This is a genomic window from Streptosporangium sp. NPDC051023, from assembly GCF_040689595.1.
In the GTDB taxonomy this organism is placed as follows: domain Bacteria; phylum Actinomycetota; class Actinomycetes; order Streptosporangiales; family Streptosporangiaceae; genus Streptosporangium.
Map to the genome: position 1 here is coordinate 1 of NZ_JBFBCE010000141.1, position 15,251 is coordinate 15,251.

Consider the following 15,251-nt stretch of genomic DNA (forward strand, 5'->3'; position numbering starts at 1 on the left):
GTCCGCCGCGCCGTCCGCGGCGTCGGGCGCGGCGGCCGGCGTGCCCGACCGGATCAAGCAGGCGGGTGTCATCAACGTGGGCACAACCCTGCCGAACCTGCCCTACCTGCTGACCGACTCGGCCAACAACATCACCGGGGGCATCACCCCCGACGTCGGCAAGGCGGTCGCCGCCAAGCTTGGCCTGAAGTACGACATCAAGAACGTCGCCTGGGAGGCGCTGCTGCCGGGCGTCGCGGGCGGGCGGTACGACATGGCGGACGACGGCATCTCCGACACGCTGGAGCGTCAGAAGATCGGCTACTTCGTCGACTACATGCAGTCCTCGCAGGTCCTGGTGACCAGCAAGGACAAGTCGGCGACGATCAAGACGCTCGACGACGTCTGCGGCAAGAAGGTCGCCGCGATCCGGGGCACCACCGACGTGCAGGTGGTCAAGGACGCCGCCAAGAAGTGCACCGACCAGGGCAAGCCCGCCGCGGAGCCGGTGGAGTTCCCGACGGCCCAGGACTCCGACCTGGCGCTGCGCTCTGGCCGGGTGGACGCCGAGGTCCTGGTCGCCGAGACCGCCAAGTACGCCATCAGCCAGGGGTCGCCGATCGTGATCGTGGCCGAGGGCTTCGCACCGACCTACGTCGGCATGTTCGTCGCCAAGAAGGACAAGCAGTTCGCCGACGCCCTCCTCGCCGCGATGAAGGAGCTCAAGGCGGACGGCACCCTCGACAAGATTCTCGGTGGGTACGGCCTCAAGGCCATCGATGAGCCCGGAATCAACCTCGCCACGTCCTAAGTCCGGTTTCTATGCTCGGGGTGTGAGTCAGATGCTGCCGATGCATGAGATCGAGGTGCCGGTGCCGATGGGCCTGTCGCCCTTCGCCGTCGGCACCTTCGACGAGATGGGGTCATGGTCGCGGGCCGCCTTCCCGCACCGCCACGTGTTCTACGAGATCCTCTACGTGAGCGCGGGGAGCGGCACGCACACCGTCGACTTCAGATCGTCCCCCATCCGGCCCGGCACGATGTACTTCATCGCGCCGGGGCAGGTCCACCACTGGAACTACGACGTGCCAATGCAGGGCACCCTGGTCCTGTTCACCGAGGAGTTCCTGCTGTGGCAGGAGGAGCCGCCCTTCTTCCACGGCCTCAGCGAGCACAACGAGCTGTCCCTGCCGCCCGAACAGGCGGAAAGGATGACCAGGCTGCTCGCGCTGATGTGCGAGGAGTATCAGGGCCGGGCGCCCGGCTTCGCCTCGATGCTCCAGTCGTACCTGCAGATCCTGCTGGTCACCGGCGGGCGGCTGCTCGAGGCGAGCAACGGGGGCGAGGCGGGCACGCGCTCGTCCGTCCTGGCGCGGTCGTTCACCAGACTGGTCGCCCGGCACGTGGTCGACGTCCGGTCGGTGAAGGCCTATGCCGACCAGCTCGGGGTCACCTCCGGGCATCTGGCGGAGACGGTCAAGGAGGCGACGGGGCGCAGCCCCGGCGAGATCATCAGGGATGCGCTCACGCTGGAGGCCAAGCGGCTGCTGGCCCAGAGCGACCTGTCGGTCGCGCAGATCGCCAGGTCACTGGCGTTCGAGGACACCTCCTACTTCAGCCGCTTCTTCAAACGCGAGGCCGGTGTGACACCAGGGGACTTTCGTCGGGAAATCCGGGAAAAGTACCATCCTGGCCATGCTTAGTCTCTGTCTGCGCAGGTCAACGCCTCCTTAATGTGAGGGAAACCCCGCATTAAGGAGGCCGTATGGCTGGCACCCATGAACACCTGTTCGTCCGTGACATGGTCCGTGAGGAACTGCCCAACGAGGGCGAACTGGCGTACGGCGAGGTGGAGAAGGGCACCAGCGGCGCGTTCGCGCTCATGAGCGGCTGGCAGGTCGATCCCAGTAAGATCCACATCGCCTACAGCTGGATCTACGAGGTGCCCACGCCGAACCCGTACGTCCTGGAGCACACCCACCCCTACGACGAGGTCCTGATCTGGATGGGCAGCAACTCCGAGGACAAGAACGACCTCGGGGCCGAGTCCTGGATCGAGCTGGAGGGCGAGCGCTACACGATCGACACGACCACGGCGCTCTACATCCCGGCGGGCATGCGGCACTGCCCCCTCGGTTACGTGCGGGTCGACCGGCCGATCTCCTTCATCGCGTTGTCCCTCAACGGGGAATACGTGTCCTGATGGATGAGATGGTGTCGGTGACGTACGTCTCCGCAGACGACGTCGAGATGCTGGTGCTCGTGCTGCCGCGGGACCTGACGGCGGATACCGCCGTCGTGGAGCGTCTGAGGGATGTCGTGAGGGACGCTGTCACCGACATCGTCACCGACATCGTCTCGGCTGCCGCGACCGGCCCCGGCGGCGGCCTCCTGCCGCGCATTCGGGCCTATATCGACGACAACCTGGGCGACCCGGGCCTGTCACCGGAGACGGTGGCCGCGGCACACCACATCTCCACCCGCTACCTCTACAAGCTGTTCGCCAGGCAGGGCATCTCGGTGGCCCGCTGGATCAGGCAGCGCCGTCTGGAACGCTGCCGCATGGACCTGTCCAACCCCAGTCTCGGGGGCAGGGCGGTCGGTGAGGTCGGCGCGCACTGGGGGTTCGCCGACTCCTCCTACTTCAGCCGGGTCTTCAGGGAGACCTACGGCTGCTCACCCAGGGCCTACCGCCACGGCCGCGTGGCCTCCTAGCGGCGGCGGAACAGGTCAGGGGGAGGGCCTTCGCGAACGGGCATGGGGCGCGAAGGCCCTCCGAACGGCGGGCACGGGCGCGGGCAGGGACCGCGCCCGTGCCCGCGCCCGTTCACCGCGCGACCGCCGGACATCTCCCAGCCGCTCAGTGGTCTCGCGGCCCGGAGACCGTCAGACGGGCAGTACCCGCAGGGCGGGGTGGTTGATCGAGTTCAGGTACAGCTTGTCGGTGCCGTGCTCCTTCTCCAGCTCCAGGACGAGCCGATAGCGGTAGAGCCCCGGCCGGGCGTCGCTTATCACCGCCCCGGCCCAGTAGTAGTAGACGGCGGTGTACTGGTCGCGCATCCGGTCGGGAGCGCCGTAGATCTTGAGCTCGGTCATGATCCGGCGTTCGGCGACATCTTCCTCGTCGCCCTTCTCGATGTCGAGGAAGACCAGGTTGTTGATCTTCGGCATCGGGGGCCAGGTGCCGTCAGGACGGCGGTGCATGTCGATCGGGCGGATGATCCAGTTGATCACCTGCCCCTGCTTGCAGACGGTCTCCAGATGGTCGCTGCCCTGCCCGACCCCGCCGATGCTGTTGTCCATCATGTAGAGGCAGCCGTCCAGGGACTTCGTCGCGGCGGCCTTCTCCATGTCGACGAGGGTCACCACGTTCAGCTGGACAGAGTTGAGCTGGCCGCGATCGGCGAAGTCCGTGGCCGCGTACGTCTGGGTCATCGGCCTTCCTTTCCTTCGGCGGCGGGACCGGCCAGGGTCGGCCTGGCGGTGGGGGTGAACGGCGTGTTGACGATGCCGAGCAGGAACGAGAGCCGGTACGGGATCGGTTCGGTGAGGTCCTGCTTGACCTCGGCGGTCCAGAACACGATGTCGGTGCCGGGATAGACCTTCCGCGTTGGCTCGGCGATTTGCGGGTCGATCTCGATGTCGGCGAGGGCCACGTAGGTCTCGCACTCCAGCGGAAGCACGTTCCACAGCAGGGTGTCGCCCTTGCGCACCCGGCTGCGCAGCGCGGGGGTACCGAAACCGGTGGACCCGGCGGCCTTGTTGGTGTCGTAGAGGTAGAGGTTGTCGTCCAGGTTCTCCGACGACAGCGCGGCCACGGGGTCGACCACCGCGGTGATCGTCACGGGCCGGACGGGTCGGCGTTCTGGCTGTCTGCTCCTCGGGGGCATGTGGCTCCTCCGCTCGAAAATGCTATGGCTTGGACAGGGTCAGCCGGCGGCAGGGACCGGCGGGAGGGGAAGCACACCCAGTCCGGCGCCGGTGAACCCGTTGCGCTTCGGATCACTGGTGATCTTGAGGCTGGACTCGCAGGTCAGGTCAACGGACTCCCAGACCAGCTCGTCGTTCCGCTCGACCAGCTCGTGCAGCTGGACGTGCACCGTGTACGGGTAGACCCCGGGCCTGCTGGTGTCCACGGTCGCGGCCCAGTACCAGCCGTCGTAGATCATGTCGGGCGACCCGTACTGGGCCGGGTAAATGATCTTCTCGGTGACGGCCTGGCCGGTGATGTCGGTGATCACCGGAGCCGGGTAGTTGTACGCGTCGGGGCTGCTCGTGGCCTTGCCGGTGACGTCCAGCAGCTTGGTCGGGGTGAGGCCGCGCCCGCCGACCGGCTTGCGGGCGCGCTTGCTGACCCGCTGCTGCAGCTGCTTGACCTCGGCCTCGGTCGCGCCGCCCTCGGCGTTGAACGAGGCCAGCTCCTCCAGCGCGCGCCGGTCGGCGGCGCGCGCCTGCTCGGCCAGGTAGTTGCGCGGCACCGTCGGGGGGATCGATCCCAGTGCCGCGGGCAGCCAGTTCAGCACCTGCTCGGTCGCCTGCGACCCGTCGAGGAAATAGGTGCCGGGGACGATCGTCACCAGTTCCTCGGTGCCCACCCCGGCCGAGCCGAGGAACTTCATGTTGTCGAACCAGTACGTGTTGCCGTCGAGTGAGCGCGTCCGAAGCGCGTTCTCGACGTCGAAGAGCACGATGATCCCGTGTTGCTGGGCCATGAAACCGCCTTTCGCAGAACGTGGCTCACACGCGCAGCAGCGCGGGCGAGTCGATGTGCAGCACGCTGTTGGGTCCTTCGTGGAGCTTGAGGGAGAGCCGGTACCGGTACGGGACACCGGGCGTCATGTCGTAGGGCACGACGCCCTCCCACACCAGCAGGTCGTGGTTCTCGTGCCCGTTGGAGCTCGTGGCGTCGACCCCCGTCGGCACGGCGCCGGCCGCGAGAACGGCGGGCTCCACCGGGTACGGCGGCACGGCGCCGGGCACCGGAACGGCGGACTCCGCCGGGTACGCCGCCGCCAGGTCGGCCGGGGACGGGACGGGCAGACCGGACAGGAACTCGATGGCCTGGATCTCGACCGGAGTCTGTACGTCTATGTGGATGGGCGTCCACTGGACGACCTGTCCCGGGACCACCGCCGTGACGAGGTCGGGGGTCCCCTGGTGCTGGCTCCCCGCTGTGCTGTCGTCGACCAGCGAGAGGTTGCCGTTGTGCAGTGTCCGCTCGGACAACGCCCCGACGGCGTCGACCATCACGACGATGCTGACCCTATCTTTCATCGATCCTCCCTTGTCGGATGTCATTCGGGCGTACGGGCCACCAGGTGCTCAGCCCCGGTCCCTGACCAGCGGCGTCTTGCCGACGGTGGTCCGTTCGATCTGCGGTGAGGAGCGCGGCACGAACACCAGCCGGAACTGGTACCCGATCTGCTCGATGGCCGCCGCGTTGGCCTCCCGGTCGTTGAAGAGCGACAGGGAGCTCGGCAGCGCCTGGGTGAACAGCCGCCGCGTCCCGCTCGGGCCGAGGGCGTGCTCGACGGCCGCGGCCGTGCCCTCCGCGTCGTCCACCGCCGCGAGCAGGGTGAGGGTCCGGTCCTCACGGTGGTTGTGGAACTGGACGTCGTGCGCGACCAGGTCCAGGTCGACGCCGGTCGTCGAGCGCAGCCGCCCCCGCAGGGCCGCGTAGGCCAGCGTCGCCGAGTACTGGCTGTCGTTGAGGTGCAGCACGTCGGCGGTGCGCCCGGCGAACTCGAATCGCTCGGCGCGCAGCCCGGGCCCGTCCAGGGCGGGGCGGCGGATCATCCGGTCGCCGAGCTTGAGCCGGAGGAGCGGTGTCTCGTCGGCGTGCAGCCGGGTGACGACCAGCTCGCCCTCCTCGCCTTCGGCGACGGCACGGCCGTGCTCGTCCACGATCTCCACCAGGTGCAGCCCCGGCACGGCGGAGAGCGCAGGCGAGGCGTGGTCGAGCTGGAGCCCGACGCACTCGGCCTGGGTCGCGGCGAAGTAGCTGAGGATCGACACGTTGGGGAAGAACGCCTGCAGCTCGTCGCGCTTGCGCTGCGGCAGGGAGCCGCTGCCGTACATGGCGACCCGGAAGCTCGCCCTGGCGTGCGGGGACAGGCCCGCGCCCAGCTCGGGCAGGATCGCGATGCCGGCGGTGATGCCCATCAGCGCCTTGTGGCCCGGGTAGGAGAACATGTGCTCAAGCACCGGCCCGCTCACCGGTCCCGCGCCGATGTAGTTGACATCCGGGACGTGGGCCAGGACGCCGCCGACCATGGTCCCGCTGCTCCACATCTGGTAGTCGGCCAGGGTGGTGAACAGCCAGCGCGGCGCGGGGCCGTGCAGGTAGCGGCTGAGCTGGTAGGCGCCCATGAACGCCCCGGAGATGCGGTAGGTGTCGCGCAGCTCCCGCAGGGAGTACACGATCTCCAGGGGCATGCCGTCACCGGTGCCGCCGCTGGCCACCACCTCGAACCCGCCGCGCTCGAGCGGCACGACCATCCCGGCCCGCGCGCCCATGAACATGTCCCGCTGCACGGTCTTGTCCGACAGCGGGATCCGCTCCCACTCGGACATGTCGGCGGGGGCGTCGCGAATCCCGAAGTAGTGCAGCCGCTCGCGCCACAGCGGGTTGAGCAGGGAGATGCGGACGAGCTGCTGAAGCCTGCGGAACACCAGCGCGTTCTGGAGGTCGAGCGGGGACTCGCAGTACGGGATTCCGGTGAGCCGCCCGCACTCCTCCAGCTTCTCCGCGAACGACGGCAGCCGGACGACGTCGTCCACCGAGCGGGGCCGTAGCTCCTCCTCGGGAATCAGCCGTGCCGTCAGCTCCGCCGAGGCGCCGATGTCCAGATCCATCATGGTCATGAATGACTCCCGTTCCGCTGGTTGTGCCGGACCACGGTGCTCGCGCGCAGCACTCGCTGCCCGATGTCCCTGATCTCGGCGATGAGCATGGCCAGGTGGTCGGTGTCGATCAGGTGGTTCATCACCACCACGCGCAGCGCCGCCACGCCATCGATGTCGACCTTGGAGATGAAGAAGCGTCCGCCGTCCCGGATCCGGTTGCGGATCTCCAGTTGCAGCCGGTGCACGGTCGCCTGGTCCAGGCCGTCCGGCAGGTACCGGAAGCACAGGATGTTGGACTCCGGCTCGTGCGCCACGGCGAAGTCAGGTTCGGCGGCGAGCATCCGGTGCGCCTGCCGGGTCACCTCGCACAGCCGGTCGATCTTCTGCGCGAACAGCGCCGGGCCGTAGACCGACCAGACCGTCCAGAGCGGCATGATCATCGGGCGTTTCGTGCACTCGAAGTTCTTGTCCGCGCTGTCGTAGGCGCTGTAGATGTCCGGTTCATCGTCGAAGACGTAGCTGGCGCGCTGCCGGAACGCGCCGCGCGCCGCCGCGCCGTCGCGGTAGAAGAGCAGCGTGCACGGCGCAGGCATGAACAGCATCTTGTGGGCGTCCCAGGTCAGCGAGTCGGCCTGCTCGATGCCGCGCAGCCTGTCCCGGTGCCGGTCCGACAGCAGCAGGCTCGCCCCGTGCGCCCCGTCCACATGGAGCCAGAGCCCATGGCGGCGTGCCACGGCCGCGAGTTCCTCCAGCGGGTCGAAGGCACCCATCGAGGTGGTCCCGGCCGAGGCCACCAGGCAGAACAGCCGAAGGCCGCGCCGTCGCGCCTCGTCCAGCACCGGGCCTGCCAGGTCGGGGCGGATCCGCCCGGCCTGGTCGACCGGGAGCCGGACGATCTGTTGTTCCCCGATGCCGAGCACCCCGGCCGCCCGGGTCACGCTGTAGTGGGCCTCCTCGCTGACCGCGATGGCCGGGGGACCCGGCGTGCCGCCGGCGCCGCGCGTCCAGATCTGCGGGAAGGCGCGGTTGCGGGCGGCCAGCAGCGCGGTCAGGTTGGCCAGGGAGCCCCCCGAGGTCGTCACCATGGTGAACCGGTCGCGGTCCCAGCCGATGAACCGGTTGAGCTCCTCGGCCATGAGCCGTTCGGCGACGCTGGGGAGCTGCCCGGCCTCATAGAAGGAGGAGGGCTGGTTGACCACCGAGCCGACCAGGTCCATAAGGCTGGCCAGCGGCACCACGCCGGAGAACTGCCGTCCCATGTAGCCGGGTGAGTAGACCGGGATGCCGGTCCCCGTGTACAGGTCGACGATCTGGTTCACCCGGTCGGCGTCGAAGTCGGCGATGTGCTGCCGTTCCGGGGTCATCAGCCCTCGCGCGGCCTTCAGCAATACCGCCGGATCAAGGAGGTCGAGTCCCCGGACCGACCGATCGCCCAGATACGCCGTCAGGCGGCTGACGATGTCCATGGCGCCGTCGTGGAAATGTCCGGGGTCGAAGGCCGCGGTGAGGCCCGGCGTCGGTGACCGGGTGCCTTCGTCGGCCACCGGCTCTGGAAAGGAACTCTGGACATCGGAAAGCGAACTCGTCACGGAGGGAACTCCAAATGGTCCGGCGTCGAGAACGCTCATATGGTCGCGCCAGGGACAAGAATCAGGGCATGGTGAATTTGATTCCCGGGCGACCGCATGAAGGTTCTCGCGAATAGATGCGTGATCTGCGGTGATGCGTCGATCGAGAAAGAGGGCTCCGGCGTGCACGAGACGGCATTCGTGCCGTCGCCGGGCCGTCCCGGCGGGTTGAATCGTTCCAACGCCGGGAGAAAAAGTCGATCGATGATAGTTAGAGATGGTGTGAGAAGGCCCTGTTTCCCCCTGTTCATGTTCCGTTCGGGCAGTTCGAGTCGTTCCAGCGACGATGTCGCCGATGATCAGGATCCGAGGGAGACCTGTCGCGGGCGAACCGCGATGAATTTGATCCGACTTTTATCTGCCGTACGTGTTGGAACGCCTGTCACGTAGGTGACCTAATCATTGATCGCTAGTGGGACGCAAGTCCTCTGATGCAGATGGACTGGCAGATTTCGGCCACAGTTACGCATGGTGATTGAGGTGGGAAGATGCGGTGTGAGTCCCGGTTGTTTTCGCGCTTATGAGTTTTTTTCACGAACCTGGATTAAGCTCGGCATTCGAGGCCGCCGCCTCGGTTGGCGCTCCTATTAACAGGACATTCTTGTTGTGTGTGGCTGTATTCGCCGACACGCGGTGGCGGGCTCGACGGGGCGACGCGCGGCTCTCCCGACGCGCGGCTCTCCCGAGGTGCCGCTCTCCCGGCGTGCCGCTCTCCCGAGGTGTCCGCGCCGGGAGGGGACGCCTCGGATGCGCTCGGGCGATGCCCGGCCCGCCCGGCCCGCTCGGCCAAGGCCGACACCGGCGGTCCACGGAGCCGGGTGGTTTCGGATGCCGTGGCGTCGTGCGAGAAAATTTCCTGGGAGGCCGTGTCCATCCGGCCGGGGTCCGTTCGTGGTGGTGGTGTACGGCGGGCCTGCCGTACACCGACTCCACCCAAGAGGAGACCACCGTGAAGTACATGCTGCTGATCAACGCAGGCACCGTCGCCGAGGACGACCCGTGCACCGCCGAAGACTGGATGGCCTATGACAGGACCGTTCGGGAGTCGGGCATCTGGGTGTCCGGCGAGTCGCTGGCCGACCTGGTGACCGCCACCACCGTGCGCGTGGGCAGGGACGGCGCGCGGACCGTGACCGATGGGCCGTATGTCGAGACCCGGGAGGTTCTGGGCGGTTTCTATGTGATCGACGTGCCGGACCTGGACGTGGCGCTTGACTGGGCCGCCCGCTGCCCGGGTGCGCGTGGCGGCGGGTCGATCGTGGTACGCCCGGTCGCCGACTTCGATGCGTGACGTCGAAGCGGTCTTTCGTGAGGAGCGCGGCCGGTTGCTGGCCGCGCTCGTTCGTCGTTTCGGCGATCTCGACCTCGCCGAGGAGGTCACCTCGGACGCCATCGAGGCGGCGTTGAAACACTGGCCGGTCGAGGGGGTGCCGCCCAAGCCGGGCGCGTGGCTGATGACGACGGCGCGGCGCAAGGCGGTCGACCGGCTCAGGCGAGACCAGGCCTTCGCCGCGCGACTGGCCATCCTGCATGTGGAGACGGAGCGGATCGCGCACCTCCCGCCCACCGACGCGCACGACGACCTGCCGGACGAGCGACTGCAACTGTTCTTCACCTGCGCCCACCCCGCGCTGTCCTCGGAGGACAGCGGGGCACTGACGTTGCGCTACCTGGCGGGGCTGACCACGCCGGAGGTGGCGCGGGCCTACCTGGTGCCGGTCCAGACGATGGCCAAGCGGATCGTCCGGGCGAAGAAGAAGATTCGTGAGGCCCGCATTCCGTTCCGCGTACCCGGCGCGGACGAGCTGCCGGAGCGGCTGCCCCGGGTGCTCCAGGTGATCTACTCGATCTTCACCGAGGGGTACGCGGCCAGCTCCGGTCCCCACCTGCAACGGCTGGACCTGGCCGAGGAGGCGATCCGGCTGGCGCGGATCCTGCACAGGCTGCTGCCCTCGGAACGGGAGGTCGCCGGGCTGCTCGCACTGTCGCTGCTGGTCCACGCGCGCCGCGACGCCCGTACCGGCATCGAGGGCGAGCCGGTGCTGCTGGACGAGCAGGACCGCGGTCGCTGGGACCGGGCCATGATCGAGGAGGGCTCCGCGCTGGTGGTGACCGCGCTGAGCGGCGGCCCGCCCGGCGTTTACGGCGTGCAGGCCGCGATCGCGGCACTCCACGACGAGGCGGCGGACCTGGCCACGACCGACTGGCCGCAGGTCGTGGCCCTGTACGACGTGCTCCTCGCGCTCGACCCTTCCCCGGTGGTCGCGCTGAACCGGGCGGCGGCCGTGGCCATGCGCGATGGGCCGGAGGCGGGCCTGGCACTCCTGGACGGGCTGGCCGGCGAGTCACGGCTGCGCGGCTACCACCCTTACCTGGTGGCGCGTGGCGACCTGCTGCACCGGCTCGGCCGCCTCCCCGAGGCCGCCGCGGCCTATCGCGTGGCGCTCGATGCGGCCGGGAGCGAGCCCGAGCGCACCCACCTCCGCCGCCGCCTGGCCGCCGTCGAGGAGTTCTGAGGAATTTCGCGGGTGGCTGTCCATCCGGCCAGGTCCGGTTCGTAGCCATGCCGTACGGCGAGCCCGCCACACCCGGCGCGGCGACCACCGCCGGTCGCGAAAGGATCCACGATGACCGCCATTCCCGAACCCGCAACCTCCCGTCTCGAAGCCACGACTTCCTCCGTCCGCGGGGTCACGCCGCTGCTGCTGGCCTGCGGTACGGTCGCCGGATTCCTGTTCCCCGTCGTGTCGTTCGCGCAGGCCTTCACCCGGACCGGATTCGACCTGCGGCGGCACGCGATCAGCTCCCTCGCGCTCGGCGACCTTGGCTGGCTGCAGACCGCCAACTTCGCGCTCACGGGCCTGCTGGCGTGCGCCTTCGCGATCGGCGTACGGCGGGTCGTCCGTCCCGGCGTGGTGGGGACGGCCGGGCCGATCCTGATCGGCGTGTACGGCGTGGCGATGGTCGGAGGCGGGTTCTTCAGGCCCGATCCCGCGCTGGGCTGGCCCGCCGGAGCCCCCGCCGGGCTGCCGGATCACCTCAGCACCGGCAGCGCCATGCACACGGTCTTCGGGGCGATGGCGTTCATGTCGCTGATCGTGGCCGGGCTCGTGTTCGCGCGGCGGCCCGCGAGCCGTGCCTGGACGGTCCACAGCGTCACCAGCAGCCTGGCCACGTTCGTCCTGACCGTGCCGCCGTGGAGCCAGGACAGCGCCAGCCTGCGCTTCGCCGCCGGCGCGGTGCTCATCTCCTCCTGGCTCGCCACCCTGTCCCTGCGGCTCAGGAACCACTGATCGAGGCGCACTTCCGGAGTGGCCGCCCACCTCGCAGCGGGTTAATCCGATTGCGAGGTGGGCGCGCGGTTCCTCATGCTCACAGGGATGACCGTTCCATACCGCCAGATCCGTGCCGTCTTCACCGATGAGTCCGTCACCGTCTACCAGGCCTACGACCCGGCCATCGCGGACCCGGCCGTCGCCGCGCAGCGCTTCGTCCCGCCCTTCAAACGCGAGCGGATGACCTGGATCAAGCCGTCCTTCCTGTGGATGATGTACCGCTGCGGCTGGGCCGCCAAGCCCGGTCAGAGCAGGGTCCTGGCCGTTGACATCAGCCGGGAGGGGTTCGAATGGGCGCTTGAGCACTCCTGCCTCAGCCATCCCGGAGACGGCGAGGATCACGAGGTGTGGAAGCGGCGCCTGCGCGAGAGCCCGGTCCGGATCCAGTGGGATCCCGAACGCGACCCGCACCACAACGCCCTGCCGTACCGGTCGATCCAGGTGGGCCTGTCCGGCGAGGCCGTCACCCGCTACCTCGACCAGTGGATCCTGAGGATCACCGACCTGACCGGCCAGGTCCACACCATCCGGCGGGCACTGCGTGACGGCAGGGACGTCACGGACATGCTTCCCGTGGAACGCCCGTATCCCCTTCCCGCGGAACTCGCCCAGTCCATAGGCATCTCGAACACCGCCGACCTCGGCTGAACGGAGCCGATCCGGCCGTTGCCGTTGCCGACGTCTTCGGCGGGCCGGTCCGGGGGCGTGACCCCGTTATGGCATGTGAACGGCAGGGTCCCGACTTCTTCCCGACAGTGCGTTGGTATATTTACCGACAGTGCGTCGGCAAGATTGGCCGCGTGCCGTTTCCATTGCACGGCGAAGCCGTCCCCGTTCCCTCGGTGAGGCGAAGCCGTTCTCATCCCCTCCCTGAAGGAGTGTCATGTTCCTTGCCTGGCGCGAACTGGTGTTCGCGCGTGCACGTTTCGGGCTGATGGGAGGGGTGGTCGCACTCATCGCCGTCCTTGTCGTGCTGCTGTCCGGCCTGGCCTCCGGCCTTGTCAACGACGGCGTCTCCGGCCTTCAGCGGCTCCCGGTCACCGCCTTCGCCTTCGCGCAGGGCACCAAGACCGACTCCGCCTTCTCCCGCAGCTCGATCGAGCTCGCACAGGCGGACACCTGGAAGAAGCGGGACGGCGTCGCCGACGCGGCCCCGTTCGGCAACATGCTCGCCAACGCCAAGGCGAGAACGGCGGGCGGCGCCGAGATCCCGATCGACCTGGCGCTGTTCGGCGTGGATCCCGGATCCTTCCTCTCTCCCGAGGTCTCCTCCGGAGCCCGGCTCGGCGCCGACCTCACCGGGATCGTGGTCAGCCAAACCGTCCTCGACGAGGGACTGTCGATCGGCGACACCGTCACGATCGATCGGCTGGGCACCCGGCTCACGATCGTCGGCACCACGGGCGACCAGCGCACCTTCGGACACGTCGACGTCGCCTACATCCCGCTGCGCGCCTGGCAGCGGATGCACGCCGGCGCCGGACCGGCCGACGAGGTGCGCGAGAGCGCCTACCAGGAGGCGACGGCCGTCGCCCTGCGTCTGAAGGACGGAGCCGGTACGGACGCCGTCCTCGCCGCCGGTGACACAGCGGCCGGCACCACGAGCATGATGCTGAAGGAGTCCTACAGCGCGTCGCCCGGCTACACGGCCGAGACCTCCACGCTCACGCTCATCCAGGTCTTCCTGTACGCGATCTCCGCGCTCGTCGTCGGGGCCTTCTTCACGGTCTGGACGATCCAGCGCAGGCATGAGCTCGCCGTCGTGCGCGCCATGGGCGCCTCCACCGGCTATCTCATGCGCGACACCATGATCCAGGCGGCCGTCATCCTGGTGACGTCCACCGCCGTGGGCTTCCTGGTGGGGGTGGGCGGGGGCGCGTTTCTCACCGAGACCCCCATGCCGTTCGCCCTGGAGGCGGCTCCCCTCGCCTTCGCGGCCCTGCTCCTGATCTTCCTCGGTCTCGCGGGAGCCGCCACGGCGGTCGGCCGCGTCGTCCGTATCGACCCGCTCACCGCCCTGGGAGGAAACCGATGAGCACGCACTCCACACTTCCCGAGCGGCAGATCCCGTCCGGGGACCCCGAACGGGACGGGCTCCTCCTGGAGGGCGTCACCCTGCGCCTGGGCGACGGCGACGCGATGGTCACCGCGCTCGACGACGTCCACCTGGCCGTCGCGCCCGGTGAGCTGGTCGCGATCGTCGGCCCGTCCGGCGCGGGAAAGTCGAGCCTGCTCGCCGTCACCGGCGCGCTCACCACGCCGCAGAGCGGCCGCGTCCTGCTGCACGGTGTCGACGTGGCGCGGGCGAGCGCCAGGGAGAAGGCACGCCACCGCCGAGAGAAGATCGGCTTCGTGTTCCAGTCGGGCAACCTCATTCCGGCGCTCACCTCGGCCGACCAGCTCCGCTTCGCGCTCGACGTCGCGGGCGTGCGCCCGCAGGACGGGTACGCCCCGCTCGACCTCCTGGAGCGGGTCGGCATGGCGCACCGGGCCGGGCACCGCCCGCACCAGCTCTCCGGCGGCGAACGCCAGCGGGTCGGCATCGCCAGGGCGCTCGTCACCCGCCCAGCCGTACTGCTGGTCGACGAGCCAACCGCGGCGCTCGACCGCGCCCGCAGCCACGAGATCGTGGAACTGCTCGCCCGCGAGACCCACGAGTCCGCCGTCGCGACCGTCATGGTGACGCACGACCACGATGTGCTCGGACACTGCGATCGCGTCCTGGAGATGGTGGATGGGAAACTGTCCGGGTAAGGAGACGCCCACGAATGAGGAGTGCCCGTGCCCCGCATCCAGGCGGCGACCCTCGCTGAGCACCGCGCCGCCCAGCACCGGGCGCTTCTCGACGCGGCCCGGGCGATCCTGGCGGAGACCGGCAGGCCTCCCACGCTGAGCGGCGTCGCCGCGCGCGGCGGGCTCGCGCGCCCGAGCGTCTACCAGTACTTCCGGTCGGCGGAGGACCTCCTCGTCGCGATGGTCGAGGACGTCTTCCCCCGCTGGTCGGAGCGGGTCGCGAAGGCGATGGACGCCGCCGCCGGTCCCGGGGAGCGTGTGCTCGCCTACGTGCGGGCGAACTTCGAGCTCGTCGCGGAGGGAGAGCACGCGCTCGCCACGGCGCTCGCGGAGGTCGCCCCGAGCGACACGGTCGCGGAGAAGACCCGCGCCATGCACGGGCAGCTCCTCGAACCGCTGGTGGAGGCGCTGCGCGACCTCGGCGTCGACGACGCGTCGTCAACGGCGGAGATGGTCAACGCTGTGGTGCACGCCGGGTCCCGCATGATCGAGTCCGGCGCCGGCCCGGAGAACGTGTGGGAGTGCGCGCGGGCACTGCTCGAACCGTTCGCCCGCGACGCGGGATAGACCCCCGTGCGGTCACGCGCACACGTGGACGATCCGCAGCGAGCATCCGCGCCGCACGGCGTCGTCGGCGGCCCACTCGACGGCGGCCTGAGAGGGAGGCGAG

The 15,251-nt window shown here is 69.2% G+C and carries 18 protein-coding genes; 11 read left to right on the forward strand and 7 right to left on the reverse strand.

Translation table 11 applies throughout. The features are described 5' to 3' along the window. The 4 genes from AB0395_RS45690 to AB0395_RS45705 all read left to right on the forward strand — a co-directional run. Positions 1–790 (forward strand): ABC transporter substrate-binding protein (locus AB0395_RS45690; RefSeq protein WP_366293840.1); only part of this gene is annotated, 790 nt, incomplete at its 5' end. 31 nt (positions 791–821) lie between these two features. Then, positions 822–1,682: a helix-turn-helix domain-containing protein gene (locus AB0395_RS45695; protein WP_366293878.1), complete on the forward strand. Its 861-nt coding sequence runs from the start codon at positions 822–824 to the stop codon at positions 1,680–1,682. Positions 1,683–1,744: 62 nt separating this feature from the next. Further along, positions 1,745–2,182: a hypothetical protein gene (locus tag AB0395_RS45700; RefSeq protein ID WP_366293842.1), complete on the forward strand. Its 438-nt coding sequence runs from the start codon at positions 1,745–1,747 to the stop codon at positions 2,180–2,182. Continuing rightward, positions 2,182–2,694 (forward strand): helix-turn-helix domain-containing protein, encoded by a 513-nt coding sequence (locus tag AB0395_RS45705; RefSeq protein ID WP_366293844.1) that lies wholly within the window; start codon positions 2,182–2,184, stop codon positions 2,692–2,694. The genes AB0395_RS45700 and AB0395_RS45705 overlap by 1 nt, the downstream gene beginning before the upstream one ends. A gap of 171 nt (positions 2,695–2,865) precedes the next feature. Here the strand turns inward: AB0395_RS45705 and AB0395_RS45710 are convergent, their stop codons facing one another. The 6 genes from AB0395_RS45710 to AB0395_RS45735 all read right to left on the reverse strand — a co-directional run bounded on the left by AB0395_RS45710 (position 2,866) and on the right by AB0395_RS45735 (position 8,414). Then, positions 2,866–3,414, reverse strand: coding sequence for a hypothetical protein (locus AB0395_RS45710; protein WP_366293847.1), 549 nt, complete (start codon positions 3,412–3,414; stop codon positions 2,866–2,868). Further along, positions 3,411–3,824 carry a hypothetical protein gene (locus tag AB0395_RS45715; protein WP_366293850.1) on the reverse strand — a complete coding sequence of 138 codons (414 nt, stop codon included), beginning with the start codon at positions 3,822–3,824 and terminating at the stop codon, positions 3,411–3,413. The genes AB0395_RS45710 and AB0395_RS45715 overlap by 4 nt, the downstream gene beginning before the upstream one ends. Positions 3,825–3,908: 84 nt before the next feature. Beyond that, positions 3,909–4,691: a hypothetical protein gene (locus tag AB0395_RS45720; RefSeq protein WP_366293853.1), complete on the reverse strand. Its 783-nt coding sequence runs from the start codon at positions 4,689–4,691 to the stop codon at positions 3,909–3,911. Positions 4,692–4,716: 25 nt separating this feature from the next. Further along, on the reverse strand, positions 4,717–5,253 hold the full coding sequence (locus AB0395_RS45725) for a hypothetical protein (RefSeq protein ID WP_366293855.1): 537 nt from the start codon (positions 5,251–5,253) through the stop codon (positions 4,717–4,719). Positions 5,254–5,301: 48 nt separating this feature from the next. Further along, the gene (locus AB0395_RS45730; RefSeq protein ID WP_366293857.1) at positions 5,302–6,843 is read right to left on the reverse strand and encodes a hypothetical protein; all 1,542 of its coding nucleotides are present in this window, start codon (positions 6,841–6,843) and stop codon (positions 5,302–5,304) included. Continuing rightward, positions 6,840–8,414 carry a pyridoxal-dependent decarboxylase gene (locus AB0395_RS45735; protein WP_366293859.1) on the reverse strand — a complete coding sequence of 525 codons (1,575 nt, stop codon included), beginning with the start codon at positions 8,412–8,414 and terminating at the stop codon, positions 6,840–6,842. Before AB0395_RS45735 ends, AB0395_RS45730 begins: the two co-directional genes overlap by 4 nt. A gap of 880 nt (positions 8,415–9,294) precedes the next feature. Between AB0395_RS45735 and AB0395_RS45740 the strand changes: the two genes are divergently transcribed. The 7 genes from AB0395_RS45740 (at position 9,295) to AB0395_RS45770 (ending at position 15,148) form a co-directional block, all read left to right on the forward strand. Beyond that, a complete protein-coding gene (locus tag AB0395_RS45740; protein ID WP_366293861.1) occupies positions 9,295–9,744 on the forward strand; it encodes a YciI family protein in 450 nt (149 codons plus the stop codon). Further along, positions 9,737–10,969, forward strand: coding sequence for an RNA polymerase sigma factor (locus tag AB0395_RS45745; protein ID WP_366293863.1), 1,233 nt, complete (start codon positions 9,737–9,739; stop codon positions 10,967–10,969). The genes AB0395_RS45740 and AB0395_RS45745 overlap by 8 nt, the downstream gene beginning before the upstream one ends. Before the next feature lie 111 nt (positions 10,970–11,080). Continuing rightward, on the forward strand, positions 11,081–11,746 hold the full coding sequence (locus tag AB0395_RS45750) for a DUF998 domain-containing protein (RefSeq protein WP_366293865.1): 666 nt from the start codon (positions 11,081–11,083) through the stop codon (positions 11,744–11,746). A gap of 87 nt (positions 11,747–11,833) precedes the next feature. Continuing rightward, positions 11,834–12,436: a DUF4291 domain-containing protein gene (locus tag AB0395_RS45755; protein ID WP_366293868.1), complete on the forward strand. Its 603-nt coding sequence runs from the start codon at positions 11,834–11,836 to the stop codon at positions 12,434–12,436. A 235-nt stretch (positions 12,437–12,671) separates the two neighbouring features. Next, a complete protein-coding gene (locus tag AB0395_RS45760; protein ID WP_366293870.1) occupies positions 12,672–13,823 on the forward strand; it encodes an ABC transporter permease in 1,152 nt (383 codons plus the stop codon). Next, complete coding sequence (locus tag AB0395_RS45765; RefSeq protein ID WP_366293872.1) at positions 13,820–14,542, forward strand: ABC transporter ATP-binding protein; 723 nt, start codon at positions 13,820–13,822, stop codon at positions 14,540–14,542. Before AB0395_RS45760 ends, AB0395_RS45765 begins: the two co-directional genes overlap by 4 nt. A 27-nt stretch (positions 14,543–14,569) precedes the next feature. Continuing rightward, positions 14,570–15,148 (forward strand): TetR/AcrR family transcriptional regulator, encoded by a 579-nt coding sequence (locus AB0395_RS45770; protein ID WP_366293875.1) that lies wholly within the window; start codon positions 14,570–14,572, stop codon positions 15,146–15,148. Positions 15,149–15,160: 12 nt separating this feature from the next. On the opposite strand, the gene AB0395_RS45775 is transcribed toward AB0395_RS45770, so the two are convergent. Further along, the coding region (locus AB0395_RS45775; RefSeq protein WP_366293880.1) for a universal stress protein at positions 15,161–15,251 on the reverse strand (91 nt) is incomplete at its 5' end.